Here is a 17,208-nt window from a genome sequence, read left to right as displayed (position 1 = left end):
ATTATTTTTATTATACCCTATAGTACAAAAAATGCCAAGCCCTTAATGCATAAATTATTTAATATTATTATTTTTAAACAAAACGTATATATTTTTTTTTGTTTATATATCGCCCATCTAAAAAATTATGCTAAAATGATGTTGGAAAATTAAAACAACTTGGAATTGTCATCAAACAAAAGAGGGGGAGCATCAATGACCAAAAACATAAAAGTAAAAATATTATGCTTTGCTATCACAGCAGCATTATTATTCTCATTTACTGCCTGCAGGCAAGGCAATACCGGAACCTCCGACATATCTTCTTCAGCCAATATTCCTTCGGAAAATTATGTTGAAAAGCTCAAATCGGAAGGTGTCGATCCAAATAAAATTCAATCGGCGGAGCTCTTTGTAAAAAGAATAACTCTTCAGCTTGGTGAAATACAGACCTTTAGCAGTAGCTTTAATCCTTCGTCACCCAATATCGACCCGTACGGCGAAAATTCCTCCGACACAATAAAGTATTCGGAGCTCTCCTCCAAAATTTCCGAAGATAAGGCTGTATATTATCTTGTCAAGCTGGAGAAGAATTTTGGCAGTATGGAGGAAATCTTTGACGAATACCTTCTTTCTCTGCAGTTGGATATTGATTTTGACAAATACCTTACAGACAAAGACTCATATTATAAACTTCGGGAAGAAAAGCTTTCTAAAATTGCCGAAAGCAGTCTTATTACCGTAGAGGATATTGAGAGGAAAGCCCTCGAAAGTCTCCAAAAATTCAATAATAGCAACAATAACAGCAATTTTCAGGGGCCGGCTACGGGAAATGACATCTACAATCCATCGGTCAATACAATCCCCAATGTAGTAAATCCTCAGCCCGAACTTCCCAAAGTCGACATACCAAGACCAATTGACCCTACAGAGCAATTTAACAGGTAAAATAAAGTATAATCGGAACAGGGCTTTTAAAGATATTAATTTTCTTTACCCTGTTCCTTGTTTTTTTCTTGTCCTTTCTTAGCATCTCATAAAAACCCAGTACCAAAAGAAATATTCCAAAATACCTTTTTAGGGATATGCCGGGCAGTGATACTGCCAATCTGGAACCCAAGAATGCACCAACAAGCCCGAAGATGACAATCGGTATCGTCAGCTTAAAGTTTACCCTCTTGTTTTTTATATGTACAACAAGAGCTATTACCGCTGTGGGTATAAAAAATAAAAGGTTTACACTCTGTGCAATATGCTGGTCCGGATTGACAAAAAATACTAAGGCCGGAATAAGAATTGCTCCTCCCCCAATTCCCATTCCACTGATTATTCCTGAAGCAAGTCCTATCAAAAAAGAAGCATTTTTCCTCCTTATTACTTTCGTCATGTTATCATTCTTACAGCTGCCGCTATTATAAATACCGCAAAAACTTTTCTTAAGATATGGGAAGGACAGATATTAAGAAGCTTTGCTCCAAATACCCTCCTACAACCCCACCCAACATGGTTTTATCGTCAGATCCAATCGATATAGCTGTTTGCAACATAAATAAAGGCACTTACCAAAGTCAACGGCAAAATAATTGATATGGCAGTTGCATGGGCCACATGTTCCTCTTCTTTCAGCAGTAAAACCATGGCAGGGACAGCTATTGTCCCTCCTCCGGAACCGAAAAGTCCGTTTGCAATCCCTGTAACAAGCCCAATTATTGCAAATTTGATATATTTGGATACTGAAATTTTGCCTTTGTTCAAAAAAACCACTCCGAAATAAATGTTTTTTACAACATTTATTCTTGATTAATTTTAAATATATATTCTGCATTTTGATTAAATTCTATAACTTTCCATGAATTATAAACCAATTGTTGTTGTATTGATGCAGCCGTATTTGTTATAATTCTATTGTATGTAGACAGTTATATATGAGCAGTTATATTTGGGTAACACAGGATTTATGTATAGAAAGCATGCTTTATATGATAGGAGTTGCTTTTTATGGCTGAAAAGACGATATTAAAAAAAGAAACCAATATAGACTTTAAAAAGCCAAAAATGTATAAGGTGATTCTTCTCAATGACGACTACACAACAATGGATTTTGTTGTTGAGATACTTATAACGGTTTTTCATAAAACTGCCGCCGATGCCACAAGAATTATGCTTGACGTGCATCGTAAAGGAAAAGGAATTGTCGGTATTTATACCTATGACATTGCCAGAACCAAAATAGCTTTGGTGGAAAAAATGGCAGCCGAAAGAGAATTCCCACTTGCAGCCATTATGGAGCCGGAATAGCTGCTTGTATTTTTTACATAAACCAAAAATGATTTTCGTTATCAGTAAAAGGGATGGTGACTCCATGATGAGATTGGATGATGTAGCAAATAAAATTTTAATTGCAGCATATAATGAAGCAAAACACCAAAAACACGAATTTTTTACGCCCGAGCATATTCTTTATGCTTCCCTGTTCTTTGATGAAGGTAAGGATATAATTGAAAACTGCGGCGGAAAATTGAAGAACTCAAAAAAGATTTGCTGGACTTTTTCCACAACAACATGACCATTGTTGAAAACCATGAGCCTATTGAATCCCTTGGTGTCAACAGTGTTATGCAGTCTACTGCCTATCAGTGCATCGCTTCCGGCAAAGAATATATACGTATTGGCGATATTATAGTGGCTCTCTACGGAGAAAAAGAGTCTTTTGCCAGTTATATACTTCAAAAGAACGGCATTAAGAAGATTGATGTCTTAAAATATATTTCTCACGGGGTGTCTCTGGTTCCCAAAAACTCGGAGACATCCTTAAAATCCTTTGAACCTGAGGCATATCTCGAAGCTTATCAGTTTGATGATGATTTCGATTATGATTATGAATTCGAGGATGATGCGGAGGACGATTCCGACTCCTCCAAAAGTGATTTTCTGCAGCACTTTACAATTGAGCTTACGGAAAAAGCGAGAAAAGGCAAAATAGATCCCCTTATTGGCAGAGAAGACATCCTCGAACGGACCATTCAGGTTTTATCCAGAAGACTTAAAAACAATCCTATTCATGTCGGAGACCCCGGAGTCGGAAAAACTGCCATTACCGAGGGGCTGGCAAAAATGATTGTGGAGGATAAGGTTCCCAAAACCTTAAAAGGAAGCAAAATATATTATCTTGACATGGGAAGCATGTTGGCAGGTACCAAATACCGCGGTGACTTTGAAGATCGCATTAAAAAGGTACTCAATGAAATTCAAAACCAGCCGAAGGCAATTGTGTATATAGATGAAATTCATACAATAGTCGGAGCAGGTGCCGTATCTGACGGTGCCATGGATGCATCAAACATTATAAAGCCCTTTCTTACACAAGGTACATTGAGGTTTATAGGTTCAACCACCTATGAAGAGTATAAAAAGTACTTTGAGAAGGACAGGGCTTTGTCGAGGAGATTTCAAAAGATTGATGTTCCGGAGCCGTCAGTTGAAGACACTGTCAAGATACTCAAAGGCCTCAAGGACAGGTATGAGGAATATCACAAGGTAAAATACACCGAAAGCTCCCTGCGTCTTGCCGCAGAGCTTTCTGCAAAATACATTCAAGACAGGCATCTTCCCGACAAGGCGATAGATGTGATCGACGAAACGGGAGCCTATGTGCGCCTGCAAGCCAAAGATGAGGACAAGGTAATTACCGTAAAAAGCAAGGATATTGAGCGTACGGTATCTTCAATCGCAAAAATACCGATACAGAGTGTGTCCCGCGATGAGATTTCAAGGCTTAAAAACCTTGATGTTAAACTAAAATCCGCAATATTCGGTCAGGACAACGCAATTGACACTGTTGTACAAGCTATAAAAAGGTCCAGAGCAGGCTTTAATGAAAATGAGAAGCCTGTTGCCTCCCTTCTTTTCGTAGGACCTACAGGGTTGGTAAGACTGAGCTTGCAAGGCAGTTGTCCTCGATTCTCGACATTCCTCTTCTAAGGTTTGATATGAGTGAGTACCAGGAAAAGCATACTGTTTCAAGGTTGATAGGTGCCCCTCCCGGATATGTGGGATATGAGGAAGGCGGACTTTTGACCGACGCAATCAGAAAAACTCCGCACTGTGTACTGCTTCTCGACGAAATCGAAAAAGCGCACCCCGATATTTACAATGTGCTGCTTCAAATAATGGATTATGCAGTACTTACGGATAACAACGGAAAAAAAGCGGATTTCAGAAACGTAATTCTGATAATGACTTCCAATGCCGGTGCCCGGGAGGTTGGAAGAGTACTCATAGGATTTGACAGCAGAAATATCGACAGAAGTGCCATGACAAAAGAAGTTGAGCGAATATTCTCACCGGAGTTTCGAAACAGGCTGGATGATATTGTGGTATTCAATCATATCAATGAGGATATGGCTCTGCTTATAGCCAAAAAAGTTATAAACCAATTTAAAGAAAAGCTAAAAGCAAAGAATATCGATCTTAAGGTAACTGCAAGATGTTATAAATGGATTGCTCAAAAGGGCCTGTCATCGGTTTATGGTGCCCGTGAAATATTAAGATTTGTTCAGGACAAAATAAAAACATATTTTGTTGATGAAGTTCTCTTCGGAGAGCTTTCCAAAGGCGGCACCGCAGTAATAGATGTAGCGGACGGAGAAATTAAAATAACAAATAGAACCAAAGGTGATGATTGATGCCCGTTTTTAGACTTTCGGAGGAATTGGTTTTTCCCCATCCTTCACTGGCAAATGAAGATGGAATTTTAGCAGTGGGAGGAGACCTGTCTTGTGAGCGTCTTCTCCTTGCATATCTAAACGGAATATTTCCCTGGTTTTCGGAAGACGACCCTATATTGTGGTAGTCACCGGACCCCAGGTGTGTGCTTTTTCCCAAAGACATAAAAGTATCAAAATCCATGAAGAAATTTTTAAAGAAACAGCTCTACGAAGTTACCTTTGACATGTGCTTTGAACATGTATCTCCATGTGTGCAAAATTAAGAGAGGATAATACATGGATTACTAAAGACATTATCGAAAGTTATTCCAAACTGCACGACTTGGGATTTGCCCACTCCATTGAGACCTGGTATAACGGTTCCCTTGTAGGAGGACTATACGGCGTCTCTTTAGGAAAATGTTTTTTCGGTGAGTCTATGTTCTCGGTTATGGATAACGCTTCAAAAACGGCACTTATCACCCTCTGTCAAAAACTCGAAGAAAAAGAGTTCCTTTTGATTGACTGCCAGGTCTGTTCAAAACATCTTGAATCTTTAGGAGCAGTAAATATCGATCGTGACTTATTCTTAAAATACCTTGAAGAAGGACTTGCTCACGAGACGCTGAGAGGCAATTGGAAGTTCTTTAATGAAACACAAAAAAATGATTCTAAAGGCTGGTAGGATGTATGAATATGCCAAAACTTAACAAAAAACTGTTTTTCATCCTTCTTGTGCCCCTAGCATATCTAATGCAATTTCTTTCCTCCAAGGTTCCCAACCTTGCAGAAAGAATTTACACAAGAGGTGTTTACAGACTAATTGCAAAGCTGCTTAATCTCGTTTCGGGTTATATACCGGTATCCGTCGCAGAAATACTGGTGGTACTATCCATTTTATTCATACTGTTTTACATCATAAAAACAGTTATAAAAATGGTAAAATCATCTTCTCAAGCTTTTAAAATTTTATGCAACGCTCTAGTCAATATCCTTACTGCTGTAAGCATATTATACTTTGCATTTATGCTTTTGTGGGGAATCAATTATCAGAGACTTCCCTTTTCCCGAATTGCCGGTTATGACACAAGTCCCGCTTCCGTTGACGAATTGCTCGATGTATGCGAAAGTCTGCTAGTTCGCGCAAATGAGCTTAGAAAATATGTAGCAGAAGATGACAACGGGGTTATGAAGCTCTCAACCGGTATAAATGAAACATTGAAAACAGCATATATGGGTTATGAAACTGCTTCCAAAACATATCCGGAATTATATCACAATTACGGAAGACCAAAGGGTGTAATTTTATCTGAAGTGATGTCCTATCTTGCATCGGAGGAGTTTACTTTCCCTTTACCGGCGAAGCAAACATAAACATCTCGATGCCCCATACATCAATTCCTTTTACAGCTTGCCACGAAATGGCCCACCAAATAGGTTTTGCCAGAGAGGATGAGGCAAACTTTGTAGCATATATTGCTTGCAAAAACCATCCTTCACCGGATTTTCAATATTCCGGTACTCTATCGGCTCTGATAAACGCAACCAACGCGCTATATCAGTACAATCGGGATGAATACTTTAAATTGAGAAACAACTACAGTGAAGGGTTAATCCGGGACCTAACCGCCTCAAACAGCTATTGGGAAAAATACGATACTCCTGTACAAGATTTCTCATCCTCAGTGAACAATACCTACCTTAAAGCAAATATGCAGAAAGACGGAGTAAGAAGCTACGGAAGAATGGTGGACCTACTTATAGCAGAATACAGAAGTCAGCAATAACAGTAGTACAAATCAGGTTGGTCAAAGCAAAAAATTTATAAAAAATGCTTAACCGATATTCGTACCGGTTAAGCATTCTTTGTATTCAGAGGATTTTAAATATACTCCTCGGGCATATTTATTACATCTTCAATTTCTTCCTTACGGGTCTTATCCCTGTATACTGTCAAATAGAACGTCAGCGTAATAAAGGTTCCCAACGCCGCAGGTATGCTTATTAATATAGGCCCTACATACGGCAACACACTGGCCAAATTATTCAACATCCCCACAATGAGTGAACTAACTAGCGAAATAAGAAAGGTAATCCCTATCGTCGGGAACAAATAGGACCTTCCTACCTCAATAGCCTTATTAAATGCCGAAGTAACCTTCATGTCATCAACCACCATAGCCGGGAACCAATAAGAAAGAATACACTTTATTCCGTACATTACAACATAAAGTACTACAGCAATTACCGCGGTAAGTACAATTCCCAGGACAAAAGCCGTGTCTCCAGCACCTCGGAGGGTTATGGATATAAACACAAACAAAGCTACAATGAGGAAGAAAATAAGCCACAAAATAATATCAACAAAGAAACTGAATATTAGATAAACAATAAATTTTGGCAGATTTCTCGTCATTTGAGGAAAAAAGTCTGCAATACTGACATTATCCGTTTCCAATCCTTTGTTGATCATCCCATAAGTTGCAGGCATCACAAACAAGTTCAGCACAAGAGATACAATGTTGGCAATAGCTGACAGAATTAATATTGGACGCAAAACTCCCAATATCATATCTATTGCCAGGAAAGGATCTATATCCTTATTGGCCAAACTAACGCTCAATTCGTTAATAGTCTGCGTCAATTCCGCATTACTTACACTACCGGCGATAATAGCGGGTATGGCAGTGACTATAATCAAAGGCAGCGAAATCAAAAAATGCTTTCCAAAGAAATTAAATACTTTCTCCAAATATCTCATAAAGACCTCCTTTTTAGAAGAACAATAAAATATGGAAAAAATTAAAATATTCAGATTAATTATAAATTAGATTTATTTATTTGTCTATCAAAATCTTTACTTCTTTCCCATATAAACCTCTACTTTATGTTCTTCTTTGTCATTAACAAGCTGAATTTTACCGCTCTCAAGCTCTCTGCCATCAACAACAACTTTCTTAACTCCGGTGTTTACTCTTTCCGGATTTTTTACTTCTATCACATAGTCAGTATCGCGATAACGGTATTTTATCTTAAAATCACTCCAATATCCCGGTATGCACGGGTCTATCTCAAGAGTTTCTCCACGCTTTTGAATCCCAAAATGTATTCAAAACCCACACGATAGATCCACCCTGCCGAGCCGGTGTACCAAGTCCATCCTCCCCTGCCCGTATGGGGCGGTACCGAATAGACATCTGCAGCCATAACATATGGCTCTACTTTATACCGGGAATACTCAATATGCGTTCTTGAGTGATTTATGGGATTTAACAGGTCAAAAAGCTCCATCGCTTTGTTTCCGTCTCCCATCTTTGCAAAGGCCATAATAACCCAGGCAGCAGCATGGGTGTATTGTCCGCCGTTTTCACGAACTCCGGGAACATAACTTTTTATATAACCCGGCTCCAAGTCTCCTTCATCAAAAGGAGGCGTAAGAAGTTTTATAAGTCCCTCATCCCGCTTTACCAAATAGTTTTCAAGGCATTCATGGCATCAACAATTCTGTCCTTATTTCCTCCTTCGGATATTACCGCCCAGGACTGAGCCAAAGAGTCAATCTGGCATTCGCTGTTTTGTATGGAACCCAAAGGCACTCCATTGTCAAAATATGCTCTCCTGTACCAGTTTCCGTCCCAAGCATTTTTTTCAATATTCTCAGCAATTTTGTCGGCCGTATCCAGATACCTTTCTGCAAGTTCCTTATCTCCCATTTTCTCACACAATGGAGCAAAATTCTTCAGTATGGTGTAAAGGAACCAGCCGAGCCATACACTTTCTCCTTTGCCCTTATTACCCACAGTATTCATTCCGTCATTCCAATCCCCGGATCCAATTAACGGTATTCCATGCTCACCAAACTTAAGAGATCTGTTGATAGCTCTGATACAGTGGTCATACAGGGTCGATACCGTCTGGGACACCCTTGGAACACGATAAGCCTCATCCTCAAACTCCTTTAAAGGTTCATCTTCCAAGAACGGTGTCTTTTCCTGAAGCACATCATAGTCCCCGGTAATCCTTATATACTCAACCGCAGCATAGGGCATCCATAAAAGGTCATCGGAAAACCTTGTTCTAGTCCCTTTGTATTTTTCTTCATGCCACCAGTGCTGTACATCTCCCTCTAAAAATTGGTGCTTCGAATGAAGGAGTATCTGATTTCTGGCAACTTCCGGCCATATATGGGTTAATGACATACTGTCCTGCAACTGGTCTCTAAAGCCATATGCTCCCCCTGACTGATAGAATCCGGATCTGGTCCAGATTCTGCAGGAGATAACTTGGTACACCAGCCATCCATTCAGCAGTATATCCATTGCCGGATTCGGAGTCTCAAACTGCAATGCCCCAAGCTTCGACTCCCAGAATTTCTTCACTTCATTCAAGGCTTTCTTTGCCTCTTCAAGCTTCTTGTATTTTGCACAAATCTGCTTTGCTTCCTGCTCATCCTTGCCTGCACCGAGAAGAAAAACCATTTCTTTTTCCTCATCAGGTTTGAGGCTTACATTGACGCTTATAGCTGCACAAGGGTCAAAACCTGCGCCGGTCGTTCCTGAAAGCGATGCACGCTTTATTCCTTCAGGACTTGCAATATCTCCCGCCCCAAAGAATTCCTTTCTGTCGCAGGTTATAGAGCCGGCCTTAAGTGAAGTATCAACAAAAGCCACTCTGCCGTAAAACTCATCATTATAGTTGTTTCTTATTAAAATCATACCGTTATCGGCCTTAGTATTTATATGCATGGCAGTAAACTGATCGCTAACTCCAAGAACCGGTCTTATATAATATGTCAGGCTCAGCTCCCTGTTTTCCTTCGATTGGTTTTTCAGCTTTAACACACTAATTTTCACCGAATCGTCAACCGGAACAAACTGTACTATTTCCTGTTCGATACCGTGACTTGCATGACTAAAAACTGTATAGCCAAAACCGTGCCTTATTATATATGGTTCCTTCTCTCTCACAGGCAGCGGCGTTACCGACCATATGTCTCCTGTACGGTCGTCCAGGATGTACAATATCTCTCCCGGTGTATCGCTTACCGGGTCGTTTGACCAAGGGGTAAGCTTATTCTCTCGGCTGTTTTCAAACCATGTATAACCTGAACCGGACTCTGTTACGATAAACCCAAAACTCCGGTTGGAAATTACATTTATCCATGGCAAAGGAGTATTCTGGCCGTTTTCCAGGAAAATAACGTACTCTTTGCCATCCTTGCTAAATCCTCCAAGACCGTTGTAAAAGCTTAGCTCCAAATCCTTTTTGAGGCTGGAATCATAGCTTGACGGCTTTTTGTCAAATTGCTTAAACTCTGCCAAAGCAATGCTCTTTGCATATTTTACCTGTTCTTTTAAGTCACCCTCATTACCTTTTAACACTATCCGCGAAACCGAGCAAATCAAATCAATGTCTTCCATAGGCATATTGCTTTTCTTAAGAATAAAAACTCCTCCCGGCTTGTTAACCAGGTCATGGGCATGACTTTCGGCAATTATATCCATCAGCAAACTATTTAGCGGGTTGGTGTAGCTGTTTTCCTCTTCATTTAGTATAACCAAATCCACTGCCAGCTTCTTTAAACGCCAGTATTCATGAGCCTTCAGTATTTCTCTCACAATATCTATGTCATCGGATTTGTCCAGCATGACAAGTACTATCGGTATATCTCCCGAAATACCGTAAGGCCACAGACCCGACTGTCCTTTTTTGTTGCTCATTATACATTTCTGCTTCTGCTTTTGCTGAGGGCTGAGAAACAATATATGGGAAATCATATCCTGATACAGTTCGATTTCTTCCGTATCAAGGTTCAAATATCTGGCTTCCACACGGCTCTTTGTGATGGCCATACTAAATTCATCCTTTATCACCTGTGGGCTGTTAAATTTCGCAGCCAGCTCCATTACAGCTTCCCGCTCATTCGCCACTGCAGTCACATAGGATATTTTTATTGATTTTCCAGGGTCAATCCTAACCATCTGCCTAAAGCTTATAACCGGGTCCCAGTACCGCCCCCACAGAGTTGGTAAGAGGCTTGTGAGGCTCTAGCGCAATTGGTTCCGACACATTTCTGCCTCTTCCTATAAACTGCATTCTGTCGGTTTCATACTGCAAGCCTCCAACTCCTTCTCCCTCTAAAACAACGGTATTCATCATCCATACCGGCTTTTCTTTTTCCAATCTCGGTCTTCTGCTGGCAATCAGACAGTTATGTTCCGGTGAAAACTCAGTTCTGATAAACAGATTCCCAAAGGCCGGGTGGGCAATATCCGCACCATGGCCGGACAAAACCAGCTCAAAATAACTTGTAGTCTCAATAACACGACTTTCCGACCCGTGATTCGTCAATGTAATGCTTCTAATCTCCGCATTTTCACCGGCGCAAACCACTATCTCCGTCAAAGTGTCAACATCTCCGTCTTTTCTGTAAAACTTAGCTTTTCCCGAGGTAAACTCAACCTTGTATTCATCGGGTTCTTTACGGCCCGGTGCAAAAGTGGATGACCACACTTCATTGCTCTCCACATCCCTTATATAAAAGAACATACCGTAATTGTCCAAGGTTACGTCTTCCCTCCACCGGGTTACATCCAGGCCCTTCCATCTGCTGTAGCCGGTACCTCTGTCGGTAACCATAACCGAGTAGTTGCCGTTTGAAAGTATATGGGCTTTCGGAAGCACAGGGTCAGGAACAGCATACTCCCTCAAGCAATCTTTCTCATCATATACCACATCCTTGAACGGAAGTATTTTCTCCTTGTTCTCTTTAGTAAACACTATATTTGACGGAACTTTTTCCATCAAAAGAAGTTTTGCAGCATCAACCACAGGGTCGGTATGGAACCGTTTTTGCATTATATTGTCGTTAAAATAGTTGTTAAGGGCCAATATGCTCATACCCTGGTGGTGAGCCATATAGCTCTTTACAATACCCTTTTTCTGACCCAAAGTTATCCTGTCGGGGGTATAATCAATTGCTTCATACAGCCGTAATGCCCATTTGCCCCCTCGTTAATCAGCCTCTTTAAATTATCCATAGCTTCTCTCGGGACCACAGGAAGAACCAACATCGTCGCATATGGAGAGACCACCATATCCTCAACAAGTCCCCTCTTAAGTCCCAGCCATGGCACCCCAAAGGCCTTGTATTGATAATCCAGATTAATGTCAAAGGAATAAAAGCCTGACTCGGATATTCCCCAGGGCAGGTTCCTTTGCCTACCGTACTTCTTCTGGCTCCTTACTACAAAAGAATAGGTCTCGTCAAGCAGAGTGTTCTTATTGCTCTTCATAATAAGCAGGGGCATAAAGTATTCAAACATGGTTCCGCTCCACGAAATCATTCCTTTGTAACGGTCTATCTGAGTAAGCGTCCTACCAAGTTTAAACCAGTGCTGCTGATCCACCTCTCCTCTTGCAATGGCAATGTAACTGGTCTGTCTTGCCTCAGATGCCAGCAAATCATAGTATGAATTTGTAAGGGCATTTTCTTCAATATTATACCCAATGGAAAACAGCTGCTTCTTTTTGTCATATAAATGAACAAATTCCGTCTCATCTGCAATCTTGCTTATCCTGTTTATTAAATCCACATACCTTTCTACCAGTTGTCCGCGTTTTCAGCAGCTCCTTCCAAGGCATCCCTTAGTTTATCCAGCCCGTCTGTATCTTTGTGCTGACCGCCTTTTAGCTTTTTCTTTAGTTTTTCAATCTCTTTTATTACGTTCCTGTATACAGCCGGCATATCCTTAAGAGAGTAACCGGAATTCAGCTTCTTTATTATGCCGTCAAAATGCTCCTTTATATTAGCTTCGGATAATTCCGCAACCATGTCGCACCAAGCATATAGGTGTACAGCTCTATTTTCAGCATCTCTATCATGCTGTCAACCTTTGCCTTCCACACATCCTTGCTCTCCCTCATTTGTTCTGCATTTTCCGAAAGCTTTGTCAAGGCTTTCATCATGCGCGGAATATCTACATAACTTTTGCCCTCAGTATTTACAATACATTCCTCAAGGCATGAAATATCCCTGTAAGGGTTGTCGCTTTCTTTGGCAATCAAACTTGCCGTATCCCTTATTCCGTCAATAAACGCTCTGTCCTCAAGCGGCCTGTTCAGATACTCTGCCAATCCCTCCTTCAAAGTTATGAGGTAACAAACAAAGTTTCCGCTGTCAACAGTGGAAATATATCTTGGTCTTAAACATTCCAGTGTCCGCGTATCATACCAGTTATAAAGATGACCGTTCCATTTTTCCATCTTTTCAATAGTATTCATGGTTCTTGAGACTATATCACAAAGCTCCAGAGTGCCTATATAGCCAAGTCCCTTGCCGTAAGGGCTGCAAGCATACCCAATCCGATATTGGTGGGAGATGTCCTGTATGCTATACCGTTCGGAGGGTCTTCCTGATAGTTATCGGGTGCAAGATAGTTGTTTCTCCTGTTTACAAACTCCTCGTAATATCTCCATGTCTTTCTTGCAATACGCCTTAACTCTAAATTCTCCTCATCGCTTAAAGTTTCCATCTTGTAAACCGTCTCTTTGCTTACCCAATAAGCTATAAAAGGCGATAAAACCCACACAGCAAACAGAAGAACGGATACCAACGCCGCAACTCCAGACTTAAACACAAAAGCCAGAGCAACAATAATCAAAGCCTGAAAAACTGCTGTCTTCATCTTTATTACATAGCCTTTAAGTGAATTCTTAAGGCCTCTTTCAACATCCAGAGCAGTTACCCATTCAAGCATATTTCTTTTTGTAAATAAAACCCTGCCAAGACTCAATACTGCTGCATTCACCATAAGCCATGCATTATAGGGCAGGAAGACAAACTGCAGAGTCATTTGCAGAAAAGACGCCTTAAGCCCGTATATGGCCGGTTTATATCTTTTTGAAGTAATAGCACCTAAAGGTTTTGATACAATATAGTCTATACTTCCCGTTATTAAAGGAAAATATATGGTTATAAGGCAACACCCAACCAGAAAAACGGACTTCCCGGCAAAACACTAAATCCCAAAGCAATAAGAAGTATTAGTGAAGGTGCCACCAAACTTCTCCTAAGATTATCCAATATCTTCCACTTAGAAATTAACGATAGAGGGTTCTTAATTTTATTCCCCCTTCTGTCTCTCGTTTTGCTGCAAAGCCACGGCAGAAGCTGCCAGTCTCCTCTAACCCAACGGTGAAGCCTCATTGCATAGGAGTTTAGCTTCGAGGGATAACCGTCGATAAACTCAATATCTGTCACAAGCCCTGCCCGGACATACGAACCCTCAAGCAGGTCATGGCTGAGTACGGTATTATCGGGTATGGCATCTTTCAAAAGCTTTTGGAAAACCTCAAGGTCATATATACCCTTACCGGTAAAAATACCCTCGCCGAAAAGGTCTTGATAAACGTCGGAAATGGCACTGGCATAAGTCTATTCCCTCTTCACCGGCAAATATCCTAGAAAACAATGACTTATTAACGCTTTCTATATCAAAGCCTATCCTTGGCTGCAAAAGCCCGTAGCCCTCGGTTACTATTCCCCTTTTCTCATCAATCACAGGCCTGTGCAAAGGATGTGCCATGGTTCCTATCAGCTTTTTGGCTGCACCTAGAGGCAGTACTGTATCCGCATCCAGAGTAATAACATATTTCACCTTCGGAAGCTCAGCCACATCATGGGACATTATTGAATAGCTCGTAGATTTTGAGCCTAAGAGGACCTCATTAAACTCAAGGAGGGCACCCCTTTTTCTTTCCCATCCCATCCATTTATTTTGCTTTTCATTAAACTGCCTGTGTCTGTGAAAAAAATAAAATATATCTGGAGCTTGTTTTTTTCCACTCTCGTTTTTTTGACTGTATTTTTCATTAAGCTCGGCAATTCGGCTTAAGGCTACCTCAACTATCTTTTTATCACCGGCCATTTCTTTGTTGGGAGCATCCTTGAAATCACCCGCAATGGAAAAATACAAATTTTTCTCCCGGTTAGCCAAATAATACACCTCAAGGTTGTCAATAAGCTCCCTCGCCCGATGCTCATCCGGAAGCAAAGCTGGTATAACAACCATTGCAGCATACTCTTGAGGTATTCCGTCCTCAAGGTCAAGCTTTGGCAACAGCGAAGGTTTTATTGCCCTGCACAGTACCCAGTTTACAAAATTAACTGCAATGTCCGTTGCAGGAACAATCACCGCCAGGCCTGCAATAATTGCCATAACAATACCATAATTTACAGAGCCGAAAAAAGCATATTGTACCACACATGCCACAAGTAAAAGAGTGATAAGACATATAAAACCGAAATACAAAGATGCCGGATGCTCTTTTATCCTTTCAAACACCCTTCTGTTAAAGCTTTTTTCATAACCTATTTCCTTTTCCAGCTCACAAATACCTTTTCCTACAAGATAGTAACCCACATGGGTCAAACCTTTATCGGCAGGATCATTCTTTCCCATGGCATTTTGAGCAAGTTCAACAGCTTTTTTGGCAACATGGGACTCCGAAACACGGTATCTTAGTGCCAGATCTTCCACTCTTTTTCTGTAGTAGTTTCTCGACTCAAAATCCATCAAGGAATAAAAACCGTCAGGATCTTCTCTTAGAATTTGCTCCACTTTGCTGAGCTCTTCAAAAATATCCACCCAGTTGACAGTGGAAATAAATTTCAGGCTCACTATGCAATTGCCTATAGATGCTTTGCTCGCCGTCTGTTCGTTGTGCTCTTTTTGAGTTATGGCATCAACGGTTGTGCCGCTTTCACTAAGCCTTTCATCTATATAGCGCAGAACATGGGTATAGGCCCTGCCCATCTTTCTGAATTTGTATGCAAGATACTCGATAAATGCCGAATTTACCTCATATTTTCCCTTAAGCTCGTTATCTATGGCAGTTATCAGTTGATAAGTATTCTCAATATTTTCATCAAAATCTTTGAGGATTTCTTCTACTTTCCGCCTTTGCTGCTGAGCCAGCGCAATTTTCTCACAAATATATCTTGTTTTCTCTATAAGCACAAGCTTGAGCATTATAGGGAAAGCCCACAATTCCCTTCCGGTAAGCACGTTGTTGGATTGATATGCTTTTATGTAGTTAATCAGCACTTTTTCATCAATCCTGCCGTCGGTATGGGAAACCAGTTCAAGGGCTATGGAGTATATTCTTGCATAGCCTTTGAGGTGTCCGCTGCTCAGCACAGGAAGCTTTGCATAAAACTCTTTTGTAAGATCCCTTCTTAAGCTCTTTACCTGCTCTTCAATAATATAAAAATTATCCAAAAGCCATTCAGCAGCAGGCGTAGTGCTGATACCCTTTTGTACATCTTCATTCATATCTCTATATACAGACATTATATACCTGTAACTATCATTCATCCTGGGTATTGGCCAGGAAAACATACTCTTTTTGCCGGATACGGAATGTTCAATCGCTATTTCTTTTGCATAGGCTTCAAGTTCATCAAGCTCAAAGCTGCATCCCGTACTTTTATTTGTCTTTGTCTATCCTTACGTTTTGAATTCAATAGCAAAAATAAGCACAATAATATAGCTGATAAAGCTAAAAGATATAAAATGTATAGTTGCATTTGCATCTATCAACTCCTGTTTTTATATTTTGAAGCTTATTTTTCTGCAAATATTAACATAAAACTGAGTTTGTTTAGGAGCATACTTTATTATATGCCAAATAGAGAATTTCAAAACATAAGTGCTATAAAATATATTTGATAAAGAACTGCTATAGATAAGTATACCACTAAATGAATGATTTAACAAATAAAATTTATATAAAAATTATTGTTTACCTACATTTTTCCTCAAAACTTCATACATTAGTATACCCGCAGCCACCGATGCATTTAAAGACTCCGCCCTTCCCGGCATGGGTATCCTTACCAAAATATCGGCATAATCTTTTACTTCTTCACTTATTCCGTTGGCTTCGTTTCCGATAACAATTGCAATATTGTCTCTATATTCAAGGTCGAAATAATTGCAACCGCCTTCAAGATGAGCAGCGCAAATCTTAATCCCTCTTTTTTCATGCTGTCCATTGATTTAAAAATATCTTCGCACAAGCATATAGGCACATGAAAATAGAACCCATGGTTGACCTTAGAACTTTGGGGTTATAGACATCAACACAACCCTTGGATACTATTACACCCGTTGCCCCTGCCGCATCAGCAGTTCTAATTATTGTTCCCATGTTTCCGGGTCCTGAATTGAATCTAAAATTATGAAGAAATTCTTTTCATCCCAAACTTCTTCAATGCTATAATTTTTTATGCCCAACACCGCAAGTATCCCTTGCGGATTTTGAGTATCGGATACTTCCTCAAAAAGTTTATGAGGCAGCGCAAAAACCGAATATCCGCCGTTATTCACCTTTTTTAATATTTCATTGCCGGAATTTGTGTCGGCAAGCTTGTCGGAAACAAGAATTTTATGTATCTGAACCCCTTCTTTTAATGCCTCTTCCACAAACCTTATACCTTCTATAAAACATGTTTTTCTTC

The 17,208-nt window shown here is 40.2% G+C and carries 7 protein-coding genes and 5 pseudogenes; 5 read left to right on the top strand and 7 right to left on the bottom strand.

Annotated features, from left to right (window positions below; genetic code table 11):
- Positions 1-195 precede the first annotated feature (195 nt).
- Positions 196-927 (top strand): hypothetical protein, encoded by a 732-nt coding sequence (locus tag JCM21531_RS22815; RefSeq protein ID WP_243467797.1) that lies wholly within the window; start codon positions 196-198, stop codon positions 925-927.
- Here JCM21531_RS22815 and JCM21531_RS15135 read toward each other — a convergent pair.
- Both JCM21531_RS15135 and JCM21531_RS24925 read right to left on the bottom strand, forming a co-directional pair.
- Entirely contained in the window at positions 917-1,366 is a 450-nt protein-coding gene (locus JCM21531_RS15135) for a sulfite exporter TauE/SafE family protein (protein WP_054847135.1), read from the bottom strand. The two genes, JCM21531_RS22815 and JCM21531_RS15135, sit on opposite strands and share 11 nt — an antisense overlap.
- Positions 1,363-1,734: pseudogene (locus JCM21531_RS24925) on the bottom strand (sulfite exporter TauE/SafE family protein). Before JCM21531_RS24925 ends, JCM21531_RS15135 begins: the two are co-directional and overlap by 4 nt.
- Positions 1,735-1,977: 243 nt before the next feature.
- Between JCM21531_RS24925 and JCM21531_RS15125 the strand changes: the two are divergent.
- The 4 genes and pseudogenes from JCM21531_RS15125 (at position 1,978) to JCM21531_RS24625 (ending at position 6,472) form a co-directional block, all read left to right on the top strand.
- A complete protein-coding gene (locus JCM21531_RS15125; protein ID WP_038291117.1) occupies positions 1,978-2,277 on the top strand; it encodes an ATP-dependent Clp protease adaptor ClpS in 300 nt (99 codons plus the stop codon).
- A 64-nt stretch (positions 2,278-2,341) separates the two neighbouring features.
- A pseudogene (gene clpA / locus JCM21531_RS15120) lies at positions 2,342-4,664 on the top strand (ATP-dependent Clp protease ATP-binding subunit ClpA).
- Positions 4,664-5,370, top strand: a pseudogene (gene aat, locus JCM21531_RS15115) (leucyl/phenylalanyl-tRNA--protein transferase). The pseudogenes clpA and aat overlap by 1 nt, the downstream one beginning before the upstream one ends.
- A 5-nt stretch (positions 5,371-5,375) precedes the next feature.
- A pseudogene (locus JCM21531_RS24625) lies at positions 5,376-6,472 on the top strand (DUF3810 domain-containing protein).
- 95 nt (positions 6,473-6,567) lie between these two features.
- Here JCM21531_RS24625 and JCM21531_RS15105 read toward each other — a convergent pair.
- From JCM21531_RS15105 to JCM21531_RS22745, 5 genes and pseudogenes are all read right to left on the bottom strand, one after another.
- On the bottom strand, positions 6,568-7,446 hold the full coding sequence (locus JCM21531_RS15105) for a DUF7847 domain-containing protein (RefSeq protein ID WP_038291115.1): 879 nt from the start codon (positions 7,444-7,446) through the stop codon (positions 6,568-6,570).
- A gap of 96 nt (positions 7,447-7,542) precedes the next feature.
- Positions 7,543-16,281 (bottom strand): annotated as a pseudogene (locus JCM21531_RS25195) (glycoside hydrolase family 94 protein).
- 202 nt (positions 16,282-16,483) lie between these two features.
- Positions 16,484-16,720: a TrmH family RNA methyltransferase gene (locus JCM21531_RS24060; protein ID WP_279379091.1), complete on the bottom strand. Its 237-nt coding sequence runs from the start codon at positions 16,718-16,720 to the stop codon at positions 16,484-16,486.
- A 10-nt stretch (positions 16,721-16,730) separates the two neighbouring features.
- Positions 16,731-16,898, bottom strand: coding sequence for a TrmH family RNA methyltransferase (locus JCM21531_RS24055; protein ID WP_279379090.1), 168 nt, complete (start codon positions 16,896-16,898; stop codon positions 16,731-16,733).
- Positions 16,886-17,208 (bottom strand): RNA methyltransferase substrate-binding domain-containing protein (locus JCM21531_RS22745; protein WP_279379089.1); only part of this gene is annotated, 323 nt, incomplete at its 5' end. The genes JCM21531_RS24055 and JCM21531_RS22745, both read right to left, overlap by 13 nt.

The organism is Acetivibrio straminisolvens JCM 21531 (genome assembly GCF_000521465.1).
Classification (GTDB): domain Bacteria; phylum Bacillota; class Clostridia; order Acetivibrionales; family Acetivibrionaceae; genus Hungateiclostridium; species Hungateiclostridium straminisolvens.
Note: the sequence above shows the minus strand (reverse complement) of the source record. Positions and strands in the feature narration are given on the sequence as shown.

Coding starts and splice junctions, on each gene's coding strand:
- JCM21531_RS22815 (WP_243467797.1), top strand. CDS start 196: ATGACCAAAAACATAAAAGTAAAAATATTATGCTTTGCTATCACAGCA.
- JCM21531_RS15135 (WP_054847135.1), bottom strand. CDS start 1,366: ATGACGAAAGTAATAAGGAGGAAAAATGCTTCTTTTTTGATAGGACTT.
- JCM21531_RS15125 (WP_038291117.1), top strand. CDS start 1,978: ATGGCTGAAAAGACGATATTAAAAAAAGAAACCAATATAGACTTTAAA.
- JCM21531_RS15105 (WP_038291115.1), bottom strand. CDS start 7,446: ATGAGATATTTGGAGAAAGTATTTAATTTCTTTGGAAAGCATTTTTTG.
- JCM21531_RS24055 (WP_279379090.1), bottom strand. CDS start 16,898: ATGGGAACAATAATTAGAACTGCTGATGCGGCAGGGGCAACGGGTGTA.